The sequence below is a fragment of the Streptomyces sp. NPDC001407 genome (assembly GCF_042895325.1).
GTDB lineage: Bacteria > Actinomycetota > Actinomycetes > Streptomycetales > Streptomycetaceae > Streptomyces.
Map to the genome: position 1 here is coordinate 252,983 of NZ_JBIAWF010000002.1, position 18,796 is coordinate 271,778.

Here is an 18,796-nt window from a genome sequence, read left to right on the forward strand (position 1 = left end):
CTACCCCTGGGGCTGGGCGTCGAAGTCCGGTATGTCGGCGGCCAGCAGGTGCTCGGCGCCGCCCTCGAGGGCTCGGGCCGTGTCGATGGAGCGGGCGAGCATGGTCTTCTCGTAGGTGCGCACAGCGTCGTCGACGGTGGCGGCGTGCGCCAGGGCCAGGGCGAGTTCGGCGGCGTCGAGCATGGCGAGGTTGACGCCGACGCCCAGCGGGGGCATGAGGTGGGCGGCATCGCCCAGCAGGGTCACCGTGGGGTGGTGTTCCCAGGCGTGCGGGACCGGGAGAGCGAAGATCGGGCGGTCGACGTAGCGGCCCTCGTTGTCGGTGATCATCCGGCGCATGCGGGGCGACCAGTGGGCGTACTCGTCGAGCACGAGGGCACGGATGCCGTCGGTATCGTCGGCGTCCAGGCCGCTCACGGTGGTCCAGTCGGCCGGGACGCGCCGGATGACGTAGACGCGGATGTGGCCTCCGCCGTTGCGCTGGGCGAACAGGCCGCGGTCGCCGTCGGCCGCCGCGGCGCTGCCGGGGCCGACCAGCTCGGCGATCTCGGGGTGCCGGTTCTCCACGTCGGAGAACCATGCCTCCAGGAAGCTCACCCCGGTGTACTCGGGGACGGCGGAGGACACGGCCCGGCGCACCCGGGAGAAGGCGCCGTCGGCACCGATGACCAGGTCGGCCTCGACGGTCGTACCGTCGGCGAAGTGCAGTTGCCGGGGCCCGTCGGCGGGGCCGCCGACCTTGTCGAGGGCGCGGCCCCAGTGCACGGTCCCCGGAAGCAGGGAGTCGAGCAGCAGGTCGCGCAGCCGGCCGCGGTCGATCTCCGGTTTGAAGAGTTCGCCGGCCTCCGGGACCTGGTGGGCCACGATCCTGCCGGCCGGGTCCATCTGCCGCATCTCCTGCCCTTCGGGACGGGCCAGTTCGAAGAACTCGTCGAGCAGGCCGGCCTCGCGCAGGGCGATCTGACCGTTGTCGGCGTGCAGGTCGAGGGTGCCGCCCTGGTCACGCGCGTCGGGGCCCGGGTCGCGCTCGTGGACGGTGACCGCGAGGCCGTGCCGCTGGAGGATGCGGGCGCAGGCCAGTCCGCCGGGTCCGGCGCCGATGACGCTGATGCGGGCGCGGGCGGGTTCGGGCGAGTGCAGGGGTGTCATGAGTGCTCCTTAGGCCGACGCAGGGTGTCGACAGCCCCAGAAAAGCAGACCGAGTAGAAAAGTGCAATGAGTCAACTTATTCATCGACACAACTTTCGGGTACGCTCAAGGCATGACCGAACCCTCCCCCGGCCGCCGCGAACGCAAGAAGGCCGCCACCCGGCAAGCGATCGCCGACGCCGCGCTGCGGCTGTTCCTGGAACGCGGCTACGACCAGGTGAGCATCCGCGACATCGCCGACGCGGCCGACGTGTCGACGACCACGGTGTTCAAGCACTTCAGCGGCAAGGAAGCCCTGGTCTTCGACCAGGACGCGGACCGGGAGTCGGCATTGGTCACCGCGGTGCGGCAGCGAGCCGCCGGGCAGAGCGTCCTCGACGCCCTCCGGCAGCACGCCCTCGACACCTGGCTGCCGATCGCGACACATCCGCAGTGGGAGGCGTTCACCGAACTGGTGGACTCCACCCCGGCGTTGCGGGCGTACGCGGATCACATGTGGACCCGCCACACCGACTCCCTCAGCGCGGCCATCGCGGACGAGGTCGGCGCCGACCACGACGACCTCGCCTGCACGGCTCTCGCCCGGTTCGTCCTTGAGATCCCGGCCCTCACGCGCGCCCGCCAGGACCACCGGGCCGCCGTCGAGGCGGTCTTCGACATCCTGGCGCGCGGCTGGGAGCCACCGGCCTAACCGCCCACGCCTGCGGCATGAACCGAACGACGAGCCCTGATGCCGCACCCGAAAGGCGGCGATGCGCCGCCGCCCCCGAGAAGACCGCCCGGCCCGCCGGCCTTATTGAGGTGACCGCGAGAGGCTGATCGCCCAGAGTGGCCCCATGCGGAACGATCAAGAGCAGCCCCTGTCCGGCGGGAACGTCAGCGACGGCGTCGTACGCGTCGGCGATACCGTCCGCCGTCCAGCGGGACCATGGACTCCAGCGGTGCACGCACTGCTCACCCATCTCCACGAGGCGGGCTTCCGGGCGGCCCCTCGCCCTCTCGGCATCGACGAGCACGGCCGGGAAGTGCTGACGTTCATGCCGGGGAACACGGTCTGGCCCGATCGCTTCGCCCTGCTGGAGCCCGCGCGACAACTGGCCCGCACCGCCCGTCTGATCAGGGACTTCCACGACGCCGTGGCGGGATTCACGCCCCCGGCCGACGCCCGGTGGCAGGCCCTCGTCCCCGCCGAGGGACCCGCCGGGGGAGACGAGATCATCGCCCACCACGACCTGGCGCCGTGGAACCTCGTGACCGACGGCGGGGAGGCATGGGCCTTCATCGACTGGGACACGGCCGGACCCGGCTCCCGGCTGTGGGACGTCGCCTATGCCGTACACGGCTTCGTCCCGCTGTCCGCGGACCCCACCTGGCAGCGCACCGACGCGGCGGACCGTCTCCGGATCTTCGCCGACGCCTATGGGCTGGACGAGGCGGAACGCCGTCACCTGGTCCCTTTGCTGGGGCGGCGCACGCGCTCCATGCACGACTTCCTGCGCGACGAGACCGCCCGGGGCAATCAGCCCTGGGCCACGCTGTGGGCCGAAGGGCACGGCGACATCTGGCGAAGTGACGCGGAATACATCGAACAGCGCGAAGACCGGTGGACGCACGCCCTGCTCGCCGGCTGAGCACCGCCGCGGCGGCCCCGTGGCAGACACCCCCCGAAGAACCGGAACGGCGTGGGGTTAGCATATGAGCGCCGCCTAGCTCGAAAGATAAAACTGTGACTGTCAATGACGACTCGTTCACTAATTGGAAGAACCGCGAGGAGATCGCGGAGTCGATGATCCCGATCATCGGGAAGCTTCACCGGGAGCGGGACGTCACGATCCTGCTGCACAGCCGCTCCCTGGTGAACAAGTCGGTGGTCAGCATTCTGAAGACCCACCGATTCGCCCGGCAGATCGCCGGTGAGGAACTCTCGGTCACCGAGACGCTGCCCTTCCTGCGGGCCCTCACCACCCTGGATCTCGGCCCTTCCCAGATCGACATCGGCATGCTCGCCGCGACCTACAAGGCCGACGACCGCGGTCTGTCGGTGGAGGAATTCACCGCGGGGGCCGTCGTCGGCGCCACCGGCGCCAACAAGATCGAGCGCTGCGCGCCGCGTGACGTCGTCCTCTACGGCTTCGGCCGCATCGGCCGCCTCGTCGCCCGCCTGCTCATCGAGAAGGCCGGGTCCGGGAACGGCCTGCGACTGCGCGCCATCGTCGTCCGCCAGGGCGGTGACCAGGACATCGTCAAGCGCGCCTCACTGCTGCGGCGCGACTCCATCCACGGCCAGTTCCAGGGCACGATCACCGTCGACGAGGCGAACAGCACGATCGTCGCCAACGGCAACGAGATCCGGGTGATCTACGCCAACGACCCGTCGGAGGTCGACTACACGGCGTACGGCATCAAGGACGCCATCCTCATCGACAACACGGGCAAGTGGCGCGACCGCGAGGGCCTGTCGAAGCACCTGCGCCCGGGCATCGAGAAGGTCGTCCTGACGGCGCCGGGCAAGGGCGACGTCCCCAACATCGTGCACGGGGTCAACCACGACACGATCAAGCCGGACGAGCAGATCCTGTCCTGCGCGTCCTGCACCACCAACGCGATCGTCCCGCCGCTGAAGGCGATGGCGGACGAGTACGGCGTGCTGCGCGGCCACGTGGAGACCGTCCACTCGTTCACCAACGACCAGAACCTGCTGGACAATTACCACAAGGCGGACCGTCGCGGCCGTTCGGCGCCGCTCAACATGGTCATCACCGAGACCGGTGCCGCCTCGGCCGTCGCCAAGGCGCTGCCGGATCTCAAGGCGCCGATCACCGGCAGTTCGATCCGTGTCCCGGTGCCGGACGTCTCGATCGCGATCCTCAGCCTGCGGCTCGGGCGCGAGACCACCCGCGAGGAGGTCCTCGACTACCTCCGCAACGTGTCGCTGACCTCGCCGCTGAAGCGCCAGATCGACTTCACCACCGCCCCCGACGCGGTGTCGAGCGACTTCATGGGTTCGCGCCACGCCTCGATCGTCGACGCCGGCGCCACCAAGGTGGACGGCGACAACGCGATCCTCTACCTCTGGTACGACAACGAGTTCGGCTACTCGTGCCAGGTCATCCGCGTGGTCCAGCACGTCTCCGGGGTGGAGTACCCGACCTACCCGGTTCCGGCGGTCTGATCCCGGCGCACTGTTCCCGGGCACCCGGCAGGAAGGGGTGCCCGGGAACGGTGTTTCTCAGGCCGTCGTCAGGGCCTTGCGTGCCTTCTCGACGTCCGCGTCGAGGCTTGCCTTGTCCGGCACCGGCGGCAGCATGTCGGTGTCACGGAGCCGCTGGATCAGCTTGTCGAGGTAGAGCTGCCGTTCCTCGCGGGACTGGCTCGGTCCGTGCAGTGCCGCTTGCCACGATTCCTCGGTCCAGCGGCCGATGTTGACCTCCTGCTTGATGAACTCTTCGTTGTACTGCTTCGAACGCTCCGCCAGCGCGTCCCGGATCGCGGTGTCGAACTGCTCGCGCAGCTTCTGCGGCAGTTCCTTGATCTGTTCGCGCGCCTTGCGCTCGGTGCTCCACTTGAGGAGCTTCTTGGCCTCCGCGGAGGCGCCGCCCTTGTCGATGTCGGCCATCTTCTCGGCGGCGTTGTGCAGGATCACGGCCTTTTCCGCTTCGAGCTGCTGGCCCTCCATCTCGGTGGCCGACTTCACCAGTTTCCCGAGGCCGTCGGCGCGGAAGTCGTCGAGGGTCTTCTTCCATGCCTCGTCGCGGGCCTGCTGGAACACCGTGATCGAGGGGATCTGCGCCTCCTTCCACTTGTCCGTGAAATAGCGGGCCCCGTGGAGCGTGAGTCCGGCCGGCCACAGCGGGCTGACCAGCAGCGCGTCGGCCCCGAAGCAGGCCGTGGTGTCATCGGCGTCGAACCGCCCGTGGTCGGCCGCGGCCCCTGCCTGCGTACCGCACCCCACGAAGGGGACGATCGCGGTGATCGCGGCGGCCTTGTCCAGGCTCGTCGTGTCATTGGCGAAGGCGTCGTGCACGCCCTTCGCCCACAGCACACCGCCGGCCACCAGCAGGGCGCCCTTGGCCGTGCTGCCCGCCGACTTCAGATTCCCCCGCAGCGTGGCCTTCGCCTCGGGTGAGAGCTTGCTGTAGCCGCGGATCCGGGCATGGATCTCCGAGGGCGACAGCTGCTTGCCGTCGGGCGCGACCACCTTCAGCCCGTATTTGCCCGCGAGCTCGCCGAAGACCTGCTCGACCTGCTTGGCCTCCAGCCCTTCCAACGCTTCTCCGGACGGTTTCCCCTCCTCGGCGGGCTTGGTCTGCGTCTCCCCCTTCTCGCACACGCTCACGGACCGCTTCGCCCGGCCCGGCGAACCGCCGGTCGAGCAGACCCCGTTGCCGTCGGGCCAGCCCTTGCCCGCGAGCCACTGGCTCATACCGGGGTGCGCGGGGTCGTCGACACCCACGATGAACATGTATTTCCTGGGGATGTCCCCCTTGTAGGCCCAGGCACCGTTGGTGGACTCCCCGCCCAGCGGCCCGCCGCCGTGGTCACCCTTGAGCGTGCCGCTGAAGACGCGCCCGTCCTTCTTCAGGGCGTCCCACCGGATCTTGACCCGGATGGCGTCCCCGTTCTTCTCGATGGCGTTGCCGCCCTCGATGCCCTTCCTGGAGGAGTCCCACATGAAGACGTGTTCGTGGTGACCGTTCTTCGAGTAACCCGAGCCCGCTCTTCGCAGCTCGGCCTCCACGTCCTTCCCCTCGGCGGTCCAGCGGCTCTTCGCGGTCTGCAACCCGTTCCTGTTCAGTGACTGACGGAGCTCGTCGAGGTCGGCTTCGCCCCGGGGGCGTTTGTCGACGACTATGTGCGTGTACTCGTCGGCGTGTGCCTGCGAAGTGGCGGAGCCACCGGCCGAGTTGACGGGTGGGGCGGCGTAGGCGACGGCCGTGCCGGTGACGGCGAACACCATGGCGGTGACCACGGCTGTCGTCGTCGCACGCCGCACGGAGTGCCGGGGTGTGGGGTTGTTCATCTCTACCTCTGCATGTGTGCGTTCTGAGGTCAGGCGAGGGCAACTGAAAGGGGGCCTCGGCCCGGGAGCGGGCCGGGCCGGCGTCTGGCGTTCCCTACGTTTTCGCCCTCGCGCACCGAGCACCATCGGCCGCGTGGCCATAAGGGTCATCCCGTGGGAGGACCGTTCACCCGCCCCCGGGCGGGGTTCTGCGCTGCCGACCAGGCTCTACGAGGTGGCGCGGACCGGCAGGGCGTTCCCCCTGCGGGCGGCCGGGACGCGGATCCGCTGCCCCTGCTGATCCGCACGCATCTCGTACTCGCGCCACCGGCGCACGTCGATTCCGTCGGGCCAGCCGAGTTCGCCGTGCGGCCGAGGGGCGCGCTGGCCGCGCAGGCGCATGAACTCCACGGTGGCCACCGGGCGTCCGACGGCGGCGCCGTTCCCCGTACCGGTCAGCCGCATGGTGAAGTCCCAGCCGAAGGGGCTGTCGAGCGGGGCGATGAGTACCCCGCCGGGGCGCAGCTGCCGCAGCCACGCCGGGGGGATTCGGCGGACGGAGGCGGTGGAGAGGATCCGGTCGTACGGCGCCCCCGCGGCGTACCCCCGCTCGCCGTCCCCGGTCACCGCGTGTGCGCGCACGCCCAGGGCGTCGAGCCGCCGCCGGGCGCGGTCCGCGATCCGCGGGTCGACTTCGAGGGTGGTCACGGTGCCGGGACCGGTGCGGTGGGCCAGCAGCGCGGTGGTGTAGCCGGTGCCGGTGCCGATCTCCAGCACCCTGTCCCCGGGGGCGGGGGCGAGGTGCCGCAGCAGCTCGATCACGACGGTGACGCAGGAAATGCTGGAGGTGAATGCCCCTGAAGCGGGCCCGTCGGGAGAGACGGCGCCGTCGTCCATCTGCGTGATCAGCGGCGTACGCAGCAGGTAGGTCGCCTTCAGCCAGCGGGCCGGGGTCGCGCGCCGGTCGATCAGTTCGTACAGGCCGTGCTCGCCCCGGCGGGGCCACCAGACCCGCTCCGGCACGAAGCGCTCGCGCGGTACCGCCAGGAACGCGCGGCGCAGCCAGTCCAGGCCGCCGAAATAACCGCGCGGGCTGGCCTCCATCTCCTCGAGGCAGCTGGCCCGCAGGCTTTCGGCATCCATCCTGTCCTACTGGTCGTCATCGTCGGGGAGGGGCTCCTCGTCGGGCATCGGGTTGCCGGGGTCTCCGGGGCTGGAGTACGGGCCCCCGACCTCACCGTCACCCGACTGCCGGTCCTGACCGCCCATCAGGTCCTCCCGCTCGGTGCGCACGACTGTTTCCGCTACCACCGTAGAAGCCCACCGGCTCCACCGTGGGCTTTCGGACAGATCCGCTGCCACCGGCCGGTGCTCATCCGTCCGGACCCGGGGGTTTTCCCCATGGCCGCTCCCCCGGCCCGGCGCATAGCCTCGTCGAGCGCTCCCGCCGCGACGGGACGCCTGACAACTCCCGAGAAGAATGGTGGGCATTCCATGCGCGCGCCCCTCCGTCTGCTCATCGGTGTCGTGGCGGCCGGGATCGCCGTCGGCGGGATCAGCGCGTGCGACCTGGTCAGGAAGAACTTCGAGGACGACACCACCGTGTCGGAGAAGATCACTTCCGTGCGCCTGGACAGCGGCTCCGGAGCAATAACCTTGCGCGGCAAGGAAAGTGCCACCACGGTGGGCCTGCACCGCTATGTGGAATACGGCGGGGACCGCCCGCAAGGGACGACGCACCGCGTCGACAACGGGGTCCTGGTGCTCAGCGGTTGCGGTGACGACTGCTCGGTGGCCTATACGGTCGACCTGCCGGAGGGCCTTCCGGTGACGGGTGAGACCTCGAGCGGCGAGGTCAAGCTCTCCCGGACGGGCCCGGTGACGGTGGCGACCAGCTCCGGGGCCATCGGCCTGACCGACATCCACGGGCCGGTCGACGTACGTGCCTCCAGCGGCGCGATCACCGGGCGCGGGCTCAAGGACGGGCCCGTCAAGGCCAAGTCGTCCAGTGGGACCATCGATCTCACCATGTCCGCGCCCCAGGACGTCCGGGCGGAGGCACGCAGCGGCGCCGTCACCGTCACCACCCCCGACGGGCCGTACCACGTGACCGCGCGGAGTGACAGCGGCGGCAAGGACGTCGCCGTCTCCGACGATCCGTCCGCCGCGCATCGGCTCGACCTGAGCACGAGCAGCGGCGCCATCAGCGTCAAGCGCTCCTGAACAGCGCAGGTGACCGGCACCGCCCTCGACCTGCTCCGGGCGGCAGCCTGCGGGCCGCCGCCCCGCAGGTCACCGGAGGGGAACCTCTTGCGGGCGCGGGCCGTAGGAATTGTCGCCCGGGGTGCCGGGCAGGGCCAAGAACACGAGCAGGATGATGCCGCCGATGATCGGGACCAGGGCGATGAGGATCCACCATCCGGTCCGGTTCGTGTCGTGGAGCCGGCGGACACCGACGGCGAGGCTGGGAAGGAGCACGGCGAGGCTGTACAGCACCCCGAGGAGGGGTTTCGTGCCGAGCGCGGTGTCGATGACGGCCAGCGCGAGGCTGATCAGAACGCTGAAGAGGGTGAACATCCAGAATTCCGCACGGCCTGCCCGCCCGGTGAACACCGCGTACTTCTTGAGCACATCCACATACCAGTGCACTTGCGCCCCCAAGCACCCCAGTGGGCCCCGCCCTTCGTGGACCGGGCCTCCAGCCGAACGTAAGGGGCCCTCTGAGAGAGGGTCAACGTTGTCCAGAGGTGGCCGACGGGCGCCCGGATTGCCGTGCGGCCTCCGGCGCGCGCAGGACGCGCGGGCCTTCCGCCCGGAGCCCGGCGTGCGGGTCGTGGCCGACGGAACGCAGCGTTCCCGCGCGAGCAGCTTCACGACGCACCGGAGGCGGGTCCTCGGCCCGGCCCGTCCGGGTCCGGCAGCGGCATGAACCGGGCCTGTTCGGTTCGCCGTTGCCGCGTATCGGACACGGTCCCGGGTAGGGACGGAGAGCACGTCCCATCGCGTCGGCGGAGGAGGAGCATCGTGGCCGAGCACGAGGTGTCCCAGGGCTTGCCTGACACTGTGTCGAATCCCGAGGTCAAGCGCGGCGAGCCGGCGCTGACGCAGGCGGAGGACGGCGTCTGGACGCTGACGGTGAGCGACGGCAACGCCATCGCGAAGGGGATCCGCGTGGTCGACGGGTCGGGCAAGCTGATCGCGGCCTATGTGGGGTTCTCCGTCGACGATCTCAGCGTGGCGAAGTCGATGCAGAGTTCGGTGGCCGGAGCCGTGGCGCACACCGTCGACGGAATACCCGAGGAGCAGACCGCGAAGGTCGAGGCGCCGTCGGGCGTCATCGTCGGGCATGTGGGCCCCGGCACCCCGGTGAAGCTGAGCCCGGACGAGTTCCGCGAACAGCTGGTCACCACATTGGCGAACGACATCATCGACCTCTCCCGCGACCTCCGTCGCTGACGCCCCGGCGACGAGCGGCGGTTGACAGGGCCGGGCCGCGCCCGCGGCGTCAGACCTGACCGGTGCCGATCACGTGACCGATGACATAGACGGCCAGGGCCGCGCCGGAGCCGACGAGGAGCTGGCGCGCGCCGGAGCGCAGGGCCGTCCGCCCGTTGAGGAGTCCGAGGGCCGAGCCGACGGCGAACAGGGCCGTCGCGGCCAGGGCGATCGCGGTGACGAGCGCGGCGGTGCCGGAGCCGAAGAGGTAGGGAAGGACGACCACGACCGCGCCGAGAGCGAAGGCGACGAGGCTGGAGAACGCCGCCGACCACGGCGAGCCCAGTTCGTCCGGGTCGAGCCCGAGTTCCTCGCGGGCCATGGTGTCCAGGGCCGTGTCGCTGTCCTTCATGATGGTCATGGCGACGCGCCGCGCCTCGTCGGCGTCCAGGCCCTTGGCGCGGTAGATCAGCGCGAGCTCCTCGGCCTCGGCTTCGGGGTCGTCACGCAACTCCTCGGACTCCAGGGAGATTTCGCGTTCGTACGCTTCCCGCTGGCTGCGCATGGAGATGTACTCCCCTGCGGCCATGGAGAACGCCCCGGCGAGCAGTCCGGCGACTCCGGCGAACAGGATGGTGGTGCCGGCCGCTCCGGAGCCGGCGAATCCCATGACCAGGGAGCCGTTGGAGACCAGGCCGTCGTTGACGCCGAACACCGCGGCACGCAGCACGCCGGACCGGTCGCCGCGGTGCCAGCGCTCGCGCCGGGCGATCGCGCGGCCGCCTTCCCCGGCGTCGTCCCGCGTCCCGTCACGCAGCCGGGTGAGCACGCGCGCGTGCGAGCGCTCGTCGGCGGCCATCCCGGGCGCGGCGGCGGGGTCGCCCTCGTACAGCCCGGCGTCGGAGTGCTCGGCGCGCTCGACGAACGGCAGCACCTCGGCGACGGAGAACCGGCGGGCCAGCCAGGACAGCAGTTTGGTGCGCGCTCCGGGGCGGCAGGGGCCGGGGACGTCCGCGCCGAGGGCGGTGAGCTTGTCCGCCCAGTGCGCGGCGTGGCGTTCCTCCACCGCCGCCAGTTCCTGGAAGATCCGCCGCTGTTCGCCGGTGGCACTCTCGGCGAGCCCGCGGTAGAGGGCCGCGCTCCGCCGCTCGGAGTCGAGCAGTTCGCGGTACCGTGCGGCCTCACGCCGGGTCGTGCGGGGTTCACGGTCCTGGGAGTCGGGGTTGGCGGCACGAGGCATCACTCACCGGCCTCAAATAGCCCCACAATTTGGACAATGTCCAATATTATACCGTGCAATCCCTCTACGCGCCTTGCATCGGATTCCGCCCCGGCGACGCGCACCGGTCGCAGCTGAAGCGTCCGTGACCGCCCGGCGTACGGCTCGTTCATCGGGGCATGACCCTCCAACCGCGCCGCCTGAGACTCGCTCTCCTGCTGTCCGTGCTGCTCCTCACCGCCGGCCGGACGGCCACCGCCCACGCCGACGCACCGCCCGTCGGGGGTTACGTCGCACTCGGCGACTCCTACTCCGCGGGTCTCGGCGCCGGCTCCTACGACCCCGGCAGCGGGCAGTGCAAACGCAGTTCCGCCTCCTACCCCGCGCTGTGGGCGGCGGCTCATCACGTCCGGCAGTTCGCGTTCACGGCCTGCTCCGGGGCGACCACCAAGGATGTCGTCGCGGACCAACTGGGCCCGCTCAACAGGCGCACCGCCCTCGTCAGCGTCACCGCGGGCGGCAACGACGCGGAGTTCGGCGAGGTGATGGAGACCTGCATGCTCGCCGGTGAGAGCACGTGTCAGGCGCGGATCGCCCAGGCGCGTACGTACATCCAGCAGACCCTCCCGCGCGAGCTGGACGCGACGTACAGCGCCATCAGGAGCAAGGCTCCGGCCGCCCGCGTCATCGTCCTCGGCTATCCGCGGCTCTTCACCCTGCACGGCCGCTGCCTGCTCGGCATGAGCGAGACGAAGCGGGCCGCCATCGACGATGCCGCCGACGCACTGGACACCGTCATGTCCCAGCGGGCGGCCGGCCATGGCTTCGTGTTCGCGGACGTCAGGGGGCAGTTCACCGGGCACGGGATCTGTTCCGAGGCGCCCTGGATCCGGTCCGCCACCTTGCCGATGAGCGAGTCGTACCACCCGACGGCAGTCGGGCACGCGCAGGGCTATCTTCCGGTGTTCGCCGGAACCGCTCGCGGCTGAGGACGGCTTCGGCCCCGCGGGCGGTGAGCCGATCCGCGGGCGTCAGCCGAGCGTCGCGCGTACGACCTCGCCGGTGCGGGGCCCTGCTTGGACGAGGACGTCCCCGCCCGGTGCCCACACACCGGAGCCGCCCGACGTCTCCGCGTACTCTCCGCTGGGTCCCGCCGCGGTGGACAGCACGACCCAGATGCCGTGGGTGGCCGCCCTGTCCCTCATGTGCCCGTCGCGGGCGGCGAGCGACTCGGCGCTCGCACCGTAGAGGGTGCTGGCCACGTACGCGTCGATGCCCAGTGCCGCCGCGTCGGCCGCGTGCCGGGGTGTCGCGGCATCGGCGCACACGGCCAGGCCCAGCCGCCACCCGTCGAGGGACAGGATCTCCGGCTTCTCGCCGGGGGTGAAGCGGTCACCTTCCTTGCCGTGCAGCCATGTCTTGCGGCAGGCCACCTTCGCGCCCGCCCCGGTGACGGCCAGGGTCGCGATGTATTCGGCGCCGTCCTCGGCGCGCACGGGGGCTCCGGCCAGTGCCGTGGCGCCTGTGCTGCGGCACGCGGAGACGATCGGCTCCAGCCGGGCGTCGTCGGGGGCGACGCAGGGGGCCGTGAGGTCGTAACCCGTGAGGGACAGTTCCGGGAAGACGACCAGCCGGGCAGCCGCCGAGAGGATCGCCTCCGCGTGAGCGGCGGCGTTCGCGGCCACGTCAAGACGGGCGCAAGCGGGCTGGGCAACAGCGACAGTGAGCGGGGCGAGCACGGGACACTCCAGATCAGCCGGCCCGCTCATCACCCGCGAGGGGAAAGCCACGGCCGCGAAACAGTCAAGGTCATGATCAACTTAGCGGTCGAGCACGGCGGGACGCCAGGGGCTCCCGCCGGACGGCCGTGTTTGCGCCCGCCCCGTACGGCAAGGCGACAGAGGAAGACAGAGGAACCCACCCCCTCTGCGGAAGGGGACCACGTGGTCGCCGTCGCCCTGCTCCTGCCCCCTTTGTTGTTGTGCGCGGTGCTCGCACTCGGCCGCTACGAGGAACGCGTGCTGGGTGGCCCGACGCCCACGCGTCAGGACCAACCCCGGCGCCGCCTGCGGGCCGTACCGGACCTGGATCCGTCCTCCCGGCGGCCGCCTTCGCCGACTCCACCGACCGACCACGCCTTGCCCGCCGAAGACGATGCACCCGGCCCCGAGGGTGACCACCGGAACGTCGCTTGATCGGGGTCCGGCGCCGGAGCCCCGAGAGGCTGTGGCCCACCGGCCCCCGTCAGGCAGCCGCACCGCGCAGCAGGGTGCTACCAGTAGTGCCGTCGACCACCGACCGCGTGTCCGGCGGCGCCCGCGATCCACAGGACCGCGCCGATGACCAGGACGATGATTCCGATCGTCCACAGGATGGAGAGCCCGGTCAGAAAACCGATGATGAGGAGAATGATCCCGAGGATGATCATGGCGTCCTCCGATCTTTCGAAACCACTCTCTTCAACTATCTTCCTCGGGAGTCCGTCGCGCCAGCTACACCTTGACCGGAATCCGGTGAACGAGGCATCACGGTATGTAGCGGACGTCGCGCATCAGTAGCTCTGCGCCGTAGCGCGGTGCGCCGCCTCGCGTTCACCTGCTGTCGACAGCCAGAAATAGACCGGAGGCAGGGCGAGTTCCACGGCCATCAGCGCCAGCTGGAACCCATTGGGGCGGCCGACCGCGATCCACGAGGGAATCCTGCTGAGCCCCCCGAGGAAGAGCATCCCGGCGAGCGCGCGCACCGCCTTCGACGGGATCGGCGTCTGCCGGGCCACCCAGATCCAGGCCAGGCCGTAGCTGAGGAAGATCGCCGCGAAGAACCGCACCAGGCTGTCGACGGTCGGACCGGCCGAGCCCCCCGGCACGGAATCCATGCCGGAGACGATGTGGACGGCCCCGATCGCCACGCAGGCGACTCCCATGATCCATGACAACCACTTCAGCAATCCAGCCATGCCGGACGGCCACCCCCCTCGCCTTAGTAGGCAGGCGTCTACTAAGGCGAAGGTAGGGCCGTTGTTGGACACACGTCAAGTAACCTGGCGGCGTGACGAAACGCCGCAGGCTCGACCCCGATGAGCGCCGGAATCAGCTGGTGGACGTCGGAGCCCGCCTGTTCGCGGCGAAGCCGTACCACGACGTGCTGATGGAGGACGTCGCCGAACAGGCGGGCGTCTCCCGGGCCCTCCTGTATCGCTACTTCCCCAACAAGCGCGCCCTGTTCGCCGCGATCTACCGGCAGGCGGCGGACCGGCTGCTGACCGATACCCGGATCGACCCGACGGGTCCCCTGCTGGAGCAGTTGTCCGCGGGTCTCGACATCCACTTCGACTACTTCGCCGCCAACCGGCACGCGGTGCTCGCGGCGAACAGGGCACTCGTGGGCGACCCGGTGATCCAGGCCATCATCGCCGACGAGCTGGCGGAGTTAAGGCAGCGTCTGCTCGATGTGATCGTCCTCGACGGCAGCCCCAGGGACACGGTCTCCGCGGCGCTGACGAGCTGGCTGGTGTTCGTCCGCGCGCTGTGCGTGGAATGGCTGTCGGGCGAGGCGTTCTCCCGGGCCGAACTGCACGACATGTGCGTCGGTGCTCTTCGCGGAGCGCTGGGCGCGGTCACCGATGTGGACCGGCTCTTCGGTGAAGCCGCCGGTTGACGCCGATTCGCCGGAGGGCGAGCGCTGGGTTGTCCGGCACCACTGACGGCTTGCGCTTTCCGTTGCGTCAACTTCTACGGTCTTTCGTGTGGCCGGAAAGACCGGCCCGGTGATGGGAGGCATGGCCGATGGCCTGGTCGATCGCTGATGTGGCCCGGATGTCCGGGGTGACGTCCCGGACGCTGCGGCATTACGACGAGATCGGTCTGCTGTCGCCCGCGTGGATCGGGAGCAACGGGCACCGCTACTACGAGGAGGCCGGTCTGCTGCGGTTGCAGCAGATCCTGCTGATGCGGGAGCTGGATCTGGGGCTTCGTGAGATCCGGGCGGTCCTGGACAGCCAGGTCGACCAGGTGGCCGTGCTGCGCGAGCATCACCAGCGGTTGCTGCGGGAGCAGGAACGGCTGGCGACCTTGGTGCGCACAGTCGGCCGGACCATCGCCGAACTGGAAGAAGACAAGGAAGAGAACGGCATGGCAAAGATCAACAGGCCGGAGAACCTGTTCGCGGGATTCGAGCGCTCCCGCCCCGAGGAGGACGCCGAGGTGCGGGAGCGGTGGCCGCAGGCGTGGGAACAGTCCCAGCAGGCCGCGGCCGCGATGACCACCGAGGACATGGAGCGGTGGCAGCGCGAGGTGACGGCGCAGATGATCCGCATGGCGGAGTTCATGGTGGCCGGCACGCCGGTTGCCGATCCCGCGGTGCAGGCCGAGGTGGACGCCCACTATCAGGGCGTGTGCCGGTTCTGGACCCCGAACGCCGCCGCGTACAAGGGGCTGGGGCAGCACTACGTCGACGAGCCGGAGTTCCGTGCGAACTACGACAAGATCGCTGAGGGGCTGGCCGTCTACCAGCGCGACGCGATGGCCGTCTACGCCGACGCGCAGCTGAGCTGACCGACGGCTCGGACCGCCGGGGGCTGCAGACCCCGGCGGCGGGCCGTCGGCCACGGCGGTACGGGATGAGGATCAGGCGGGCTGTCTGAGTTCGGCGCGGCCGAACAACAGGGCGTAACCGGCGGGGAGCTGGTTCAGGATACGGGCCAGGAGATCGGGCCCGGCCAGGGCCGCGACGGTGGCCAGAACGGAGCCGGTGTCCCACCGCATGGTGGCGAGGGTGGCGCCGGAGCGGGCCGCGAGATCCTTGACGAAGCCCCAGCCGGTGAGGGGTTCGATGTCGGGGATCTGGGCGGTGAGGACGAGGGCGGCCTCGACGGGCAGGCGTGCGGCCAGCTCGACGCGCTCGTCGCCGGTCAACTGCCGCCCCAGGCCCGCGAGCACCAGGCGGACGGCTTCCTCGGCCCGCTCCCGGGTGGGGTACGCACCTTCGTAACGGACCTTCTCCAGCACCTGCTCGAACGTCATCGCCGGTATGCGCCGGTCCAGTTCAGGCTGGTGGAACATCGTTGTGGTGATCGCCTTTCTCGTCACCGACGTTCGTCGGCGGGGACGCGGGAAGTCGGATCGCAAGACCCCGGCTCGCTTCCCTTTCCAGGGGGGCGATGGCCGGTCCTGCGGGGCGGAGGACGGACTTGGGGGGGATCCGGTCCCGTCCTCCGCCGCCGCTGACACAGTTCCGGGCCGGCTCAGCCGGAGAGCTGCTTGCGGGAGGAATCCACGCCGACTGTGATCTTGCGGGGCTTGGCGCGCTCGGCGATCGGGATCCGCAGGGTGAGCACACCCGCGTCGTAGTCGGCCTTGATGTGCTCGGTGTCCAGGGTGTCCGCCAGCACGATCTGACGGGAGAAGACCCCCAGCGGCCGCTCGGAGAGCTCCATCTGGACATCCTCGGCCTTCGCCACCGGCCGGCGCTCGGCCCTGACGGTGAGCATGTTCCGCTCGACATCGATGTCGATCGCGTCCGAGTCGACGCCGGGGAGGTCGAACGCCACCACGTACTCGTCGCCGTCGCGGTAGGCGTCCATCGCCATCGCGGACGGCCGCGACCAGGTGCCGGGGCCCACCAGCTGCTGCGCGAGACGGTCGAGCTCGCGGAAGGGGTCAGTGCGCATCAACATCGCGAAACACCTCCGGAAGGTCGGGCAGTAGCTGCCAATGCGCTTCACCTGCACTCCGTTGTAGCATGTCATCCAATGGATGACAAGGAGAGTGTCATCCGAAGGACGACAGGCCCGGAGGAATCCCCATGGCGACAGCAGACGAGCCGGCCCCGGCGCACGGCGAGGGGCGGAACCCCGCCTCCTTCCTCGCCGCCGCGGTGGCCCTGGAAGCCATCGACGAAGCCCTGCGCGCCGCCCGTCGCGGCGATGCCGACGGGACCGCCGCCGACCGCACGGGCCCCGAGCAGGTGCTGGCCTCCCTGCTGCTGCTGCGCGAGGTCCGTGAGCAGCTCGCCGGATGGGAAACCGGCCTGATCGAAACGGCCCGCCAGGCGGGCGCCAGCTGGGCCGACCTCGCCCACCCGCTCGGCGTGGCCAGCCGCCAGGCCGCCGAACGCCGCTATCTGCGCCAGCGCCCCGGCCCCGCCGGGACCACCGGCGAACAGCGCGTCCAGGCCACGCGCGAGCGCCGGGCGGCCGCCCGCACGCGCCTCGCCTGGGCCCGCGACAACGCCGCCGGCCTGCGCCGTCTCGCCGGCCAGATCACTGCCCTCAGCGACCTCCCGGCGAGCGCCCGGCCCCCGATCGACCATCTCAACGCGGCTCTCGCGCAGGACGATCCCGCGGCCCTGCTCGCCCCTCTGTACGCCGCCCGTCCACATCTGGCAGCCGGCCATCCCGGCCTCGCCGCCCAGGTCGACGCCCTCACCGAGCACACCGAGTAGTGCGCACATATGCGGACATCACGGCCCGTGAGGCCCCGTAGGCGAAGTAGAACCATTGACAACATCCGTCACAGGCGGCTTCACTCCCCTCAACAGCCGGGCGCGGCGGTTCCCCACCTTCCCGGTGGCCGTCAATTGCCGTGTCCGGGCCGCTGATTGGCGTGCCTGAGACGCGGGGGGAGGTAGGACCGATGTCGAGGATTCTCGCTGCTGTGCTCAAGAAGAAGAGCGAGCCGAGCCTGAAGCAGAGCGCTTGGTACATCTGGTATTAGATTCCAGTCGGTACGTGCACCGGGCCCGCACCCGGCGGAGTCGATCGCCGCTCGCCTCGCCCCGTGCGGGCCCTCCGCATTCCTCCCCGGAGCCCGCCTTCATGCCATCCGCGATACAGCAGCCGACCGCCCGCCGGACCACCGTGTTCGCCCCTCGCCTCCAAGCCCTGATCGACGACCACCTCGGCAAGGACCTCGTCCGGCTGGAGCCCGACACGATCGGCGTCGCCGGGGCGGAACTGTCGGACCGGATCCTCGCGGCCCGCAGAGCGACGGAGACCGAGCGGCCCACGTTCAAGCCCCTGCACGGGCGGTCGATCCCCAAGTCCGAGGCGTCCGCGGGGATCCGGACCATCGGCCAGGACATCCGCGAGGCCCTCACGCGCCCGATTCCGGAGCGGACGGACCTGTCGGGGCCCTGGCCCGCCACCGGCCACATGTTCCTGCGGGACATGATCCTGCGTGACGACCCGTACCGGCTCCGCGTTCTCATGAGCCGCAAGCTGGAGATCGACCCCAAGGTGACCTGGGCGACCATCGGCGTCGGGGCCGCCCTCCCCCGCCGGCCCGCGCCGGGCCCGCACCTGACCCACACCGCGAACCTCTTCGCCGAGGCGAAGGGCTATCACGACCGCCGGTACGCGATGGGCATCTACCGCCGCCTGGCGGCACCCGTGTGTTTCACCATCTCCACACTCGTGGCGAACGCCCTGTGGCTCGGCTCCCCCTTCGACGACAGCGTCCCGAACCGCGGCATCCTCTACGAAGCCATGCGCCTGCTGCCCCCGTCGTGGAACCTGCTGCGCAACCGCTCCCCCGAGTACCCGGCCGTCGACAGCCGCATCGGGCCCGGCGACGACGTACTGATGCTGCCGCTCCTCACCCACCGCGATCCCGCCCTGTGGGCCGCGCCCGAAGAATTCCGGCCCGAGCGGTGGGACACCCTCGACCCGGACGGCACACCCGGATACATGCCGTTCGGTCACGCGTCGGAACGCTGCTGGGGCCGGCACATGGTCATGCCGCTCGCCGAACTGCTCCTGGACCACATACGCCGGACCGGCCTGGTCGTGGCCCCCGGGCAGCGTACGGCCGAGGTGCCCCTGCTCGGCCTGCTCGGTGTGAAGGAGATCCACCTGGGGCCCAGGAGCAAGGTGCGCCATGTCTGAGACGGAGGTCCCGCCCACGTCGTTCGCCGGCCGGACGCACGCCGTCCACCGCCTGTGGCGCGAGGCCGGGGGCGTCCGCCGCGTCCGCTATCCCGGGCCTGCGCCGGTCGAG

At 70.5% G+C, this 18,796-nt stretch carries 21 protein-coding genes; 10 read left to right on the forward strand and 11 right to left on the reverse strand.

Features of this window, described 5'->3' with window-relative positions:
* Complete coding sequence (locus tag ACFY1P_RS04680) at positions 1–1,140, reverse strand: FAD-dependent oxidoreductase (RefSeq protein WP_390749807.1); 1,140 nt, start codon at positions 1,138–1,140, stop codon at positions 1–3.
* A 121-nt stretch (positions 1,141–1,261) separates the two neighbouring features.
* Here ACFY1P_RS04680 and ACFY1P_RS04685 point away from each other — a divergent pair, with 121 nt between their 5' ends.
* The 3 genes from ACFY1P_RS04685 (at position 1,262) to ACFY1P_RS04695 (ending at position 4,321) form a co-directional block, all read left to right on the forward strand.
* Positions 1,262–1,840 carry a helix-turn-helix domain-containing protein gene (locus ACFY1P_RS04685; protein ID WP_361520597.1) on the forward strand — a complete coding sequence of 193 codons (579 nt, stop codon included), beginning with the start codon at positions 1,262–1,264 and terminating at the stop codon, positions 1,838–1,840.
* Between the two features lie 145 nt (positions 1,841–1,985).
* Positions 1,986–2,780, forward strand: coding sequence for a phosphotransferase enzyme family protein (locus ACFY1P_RS04690; RefSeq protein ID WP_390749693.1), 795 nt, complete (start codon positions 1,986–1,988; stop codon positions 2,778–2,780).
* Between the two features lie 95 nt (positions 2,781–2,875).
* On the forward strand, positions 2,876–4,321 hold the full coding sequence (locus ACFY1P_RS04695) for a glyceraldehyde-3-phosphate dehydrogenase (protein WP_361520603.1): 1,446 nt from the start codon (positions 2,876–2,878) through the stop codon (positions 4,319–4,321).
* Positions 4,322–4,378: 57 nt separating this feature from the next.
* On the opposite strand, the gene ACFY1P_RS04700 is transcribed toward ACFY1P_RS04695, so the two are convergent.
* The 3 genes from ACFY1P_RS04700 to ACFY1P_RS04710 form a co-directional block, all read right to left on the reverse strand.
* Positions 4,379–6,169, reverse strand: a complete 1,791-nt coding sequence (locus ACFY1P_RS04700) for a hypothetical protein (RefSeq protein WP_390749694.1) — start codon at positions 6,167–6,169, stop codon at positions 4,379–4,381.
* 207 nt (positions 6,170–6,376) lie between these two features.
* Positions 6,377–7,291, reverse strand: coding sequence for a methyltransferase domain-containing protein (locus ACFY1P_RS04705; protein ID WP_361520608.1), 915 nt, complete (start codon positions 7,289–7,291; stop codon positions 6,377–6,379).
* Between the two features lie 6 nt (positions 7,292–7,297).
* On the reverse strand, positions 7,298–7,441 hold the full coding sequence (locus ACFY1P_RS04710) for a hypothetical protein (protein ID WP_361520610.1): 144 nt from the start codon (positions 7,439–7,441) through the stop codon (positions 7,298–7,300).
* A gap of 201 nt (positions 7,442–7,642) precedes the next feature.
* Here ACFY1P_RS04710 and ACFY1P_RS04715 point away from each other — a divergent pair, with 201 nt between their 5' ends.
* Complete coding sequence (locus tag ACFY1P_RS04715) at positions 7,643–8,371, forward strand: DUF4097 family beta strand repeat-containing protein (protein ID WP_390749695.1); 729 nt, start codon at positions 7,643–7,645, stop codon at positions 8,369–8,371.
* 69 nt (positions 8,372–8,440) lie between these two features.
* Here the strand turns inward: ACFY1P_RS04715 and ACFY1P_RS04720 are convergent, their stop codons facing one another.
* On the reverse strand, positions 8,441–8,797 hold the full coding sequence (locus tag ACFY1P_RS04720; RefSeq protein WP_361520615.1) for a DUF805 domain-containing protein: 357 nt from the start codon (positions 8,795–8,797) through the stop codon (positions 8,441–8,443).
* 375 nt (positions 8,798–9,172) lie between these two features.
* On the opposite strand from ACFY1P_RS04720, the gene ACFY1P_RS04725 reads away from it, so the two are divergent.
* Positions 9,173–9,604 (forward strand): hypothetical protein, encoded by a 432-nt coding sequence (locus ACFY1P_RS04725; RefSeq protein WP_390749696.1) that lies wholly within the window; start codon positions 9,173–9,175, stop codon positions 9,602–9,604.
* Positions 9,605–9,653: 49 nt separating this feature from the next.
* Here ACFY1P_RS04725 and ACFY1P_RS04730 read toward each other — a convergent pair whose 3' ends face one another.
* A complete protein-coding gene (locus tag ACFY1P_RS04730) occupies positions 9,654–10,823 on the reverse strand; it encodes a VIT1/CCC1 transporter family protein (RefSeq protein ID WP_390749697.1) in 1,170 nt (389 codons plus the stop codon).
* Between the two features lie 158 nt (positions 10,824–10,981).
* Here ACFY1P_RS04730 and ACFY1P_RS04735 point away from each other — a divergent pair, with 158 nt between their 5' ends.
* Positions 10,982–11,791, forward strand: a complete 810-nt coding sequence (locus ACFY1P_RS04735) for an SGNH/GDSL hydrolase family protein (RefSeq protein WP_390749698.1) — start codon at positions 10,982–10,984, stop codon at positions 11,789–11,791.
* Positions 11,792–11,833: 42 nt separating this feature from the next.
* On the opposite strand, the gene ACFY1P_RS04740 is transcribed toward ACFY1P_RS04735, so the two are convergent.
* From ACFY1P_RS04740 to ACFY1P_RS04750, 3 genes are all read right to left on the reverse strand, one after another.
* Entirely contained in the window at positions 11,834–12,571 is a 738-nt protein-coding gene (locus tag ACFY1P_RS04740; RefSeq protein WP_361520626.1) for a carbon-nitrogen hydrolase family protein, read from the reverse strand.
* 503 nt (positions 12,572–13,074) lie between these two features.
* Positions 13,075–13,230, reverse strand: coding sequence for a DUF6131 family protein (locus ACFY1P_RS04745; RefSeq protein ID WP_361520629.1), 156 nt, complete (start codon positions 13,228–13,230; stop codon positions 13,075–13,077).
* A gap of 123 nt (positions 13,231–13,353) precedes the next feature.
* Entirely contained in the window at positions 13,354–13,758 is a 405-nt protein-coding gene (locus tag ACFY1P_RS04750) for a DUF4345 domain-containing protein (RefSeq protein WP_390749699.1), read from the reverse strand.
* A 92-nt stretch (positions 13,759–13,850) separates the two neighbouring features.
* Here ACFY1P_RS04750 and ACFY1P_RS04755 point away from each other — a divergent pair, with 92 nt between their 5' ends.
* Positions 13,851–14,459: a TetR/AcrR family transcriptional regulator gene (locus tag ACFY1P_RS04755; RefSeq protein WP_361520635.1), complete on the forward strand. Its 609-nt coding sequence runs from the start codon at positions 13,851–13,853 to the stop codon at positions 14,457–14,459.
* Positions 14,460–14,587: 128 nt separating this feature from the next.
* Positions 14,588–15,355 carry a MerR family transcriptional regulator gene (locus tag ACFY1P_RS04760; protein ID WP_390749700.1) on the forward strand — a complete coding sequence of 256 codons (768 nt, stop codon included), beginning with the start codon at positions 14,588–14,590 and terminating at the stop codon, positions 15,353–15,355.
* A 72-nt stretch (positions 15,356–15,427) separates the two neighbouring features.
* Here ACFY1P_RS04760 and ACFY1P_RS04765 read toward each other — a convergent pair whose 3' ends face one another.
* Both ACFY1P_RS04765 and ACFY1P_RS04770 read right to left on the reverse strand, forming a co-directional pair.
* The gene (locus tag ACFY1P_RS04765) at positions 15,428–15,862 is read right to left on the reverse strand and encodes a DUF2267 domain-containing protein (protein ID WP_361520640.1); all 435 of its coding nucleotides are present in this window, start codon (positions 15,860–15,862) and stop codon (positions 15,428–15,430) included.
* A 182-nt stretch (positions 15,863–16,044) separates the two neighbouring features.
* Complete coding sequence (locus ACFY1P_RS04770) at positions 16,045–16,476, reverse strand: Hsp20/alpha crystallin family protein (protein ID WP_361520642.1); 432 nt, start codon at positions 16,474–16,476, stop codon at positions 16,045–16,047.
* 128 nt (positions 16,477–16,604) lie between these two features.
* Here ACFY1P_RS04770 and ACFY1P_RS04775 point away from each other — a divergent pair, with 128 nt between their 5' ends.
* Both ACFY1P_RS04775 and ACFY1P_RS04780 read left to right on the forward strand, forming a co-directional pair.
* Positions 16,605–17,243, forward strand: coding sequence for a type III effector protein (locus ACFY1P_RS04775; RefSeq protein WP_390749701.1), 639 nt, complete (start codon positions 16,605–16,607; stop codon positions 17,241–17,243).
* A gap of 373 nt (positions 17,244–17,616) precedes the next feature.
* Positions 17,617–18,684: a cytochrome P450 gene (locus tag ACFY1P_RS04780; RefSeq protein WP_390749702.1), complete on the forward strand. Its 1,068-nt coding sequence runs from the start codon at positions 17,617–17,619 to the stop codon at positions 18,682–18,684.
* The last annotated feature ends 112 nt before the right edge of the window (positions 18,685–18,796 follow it).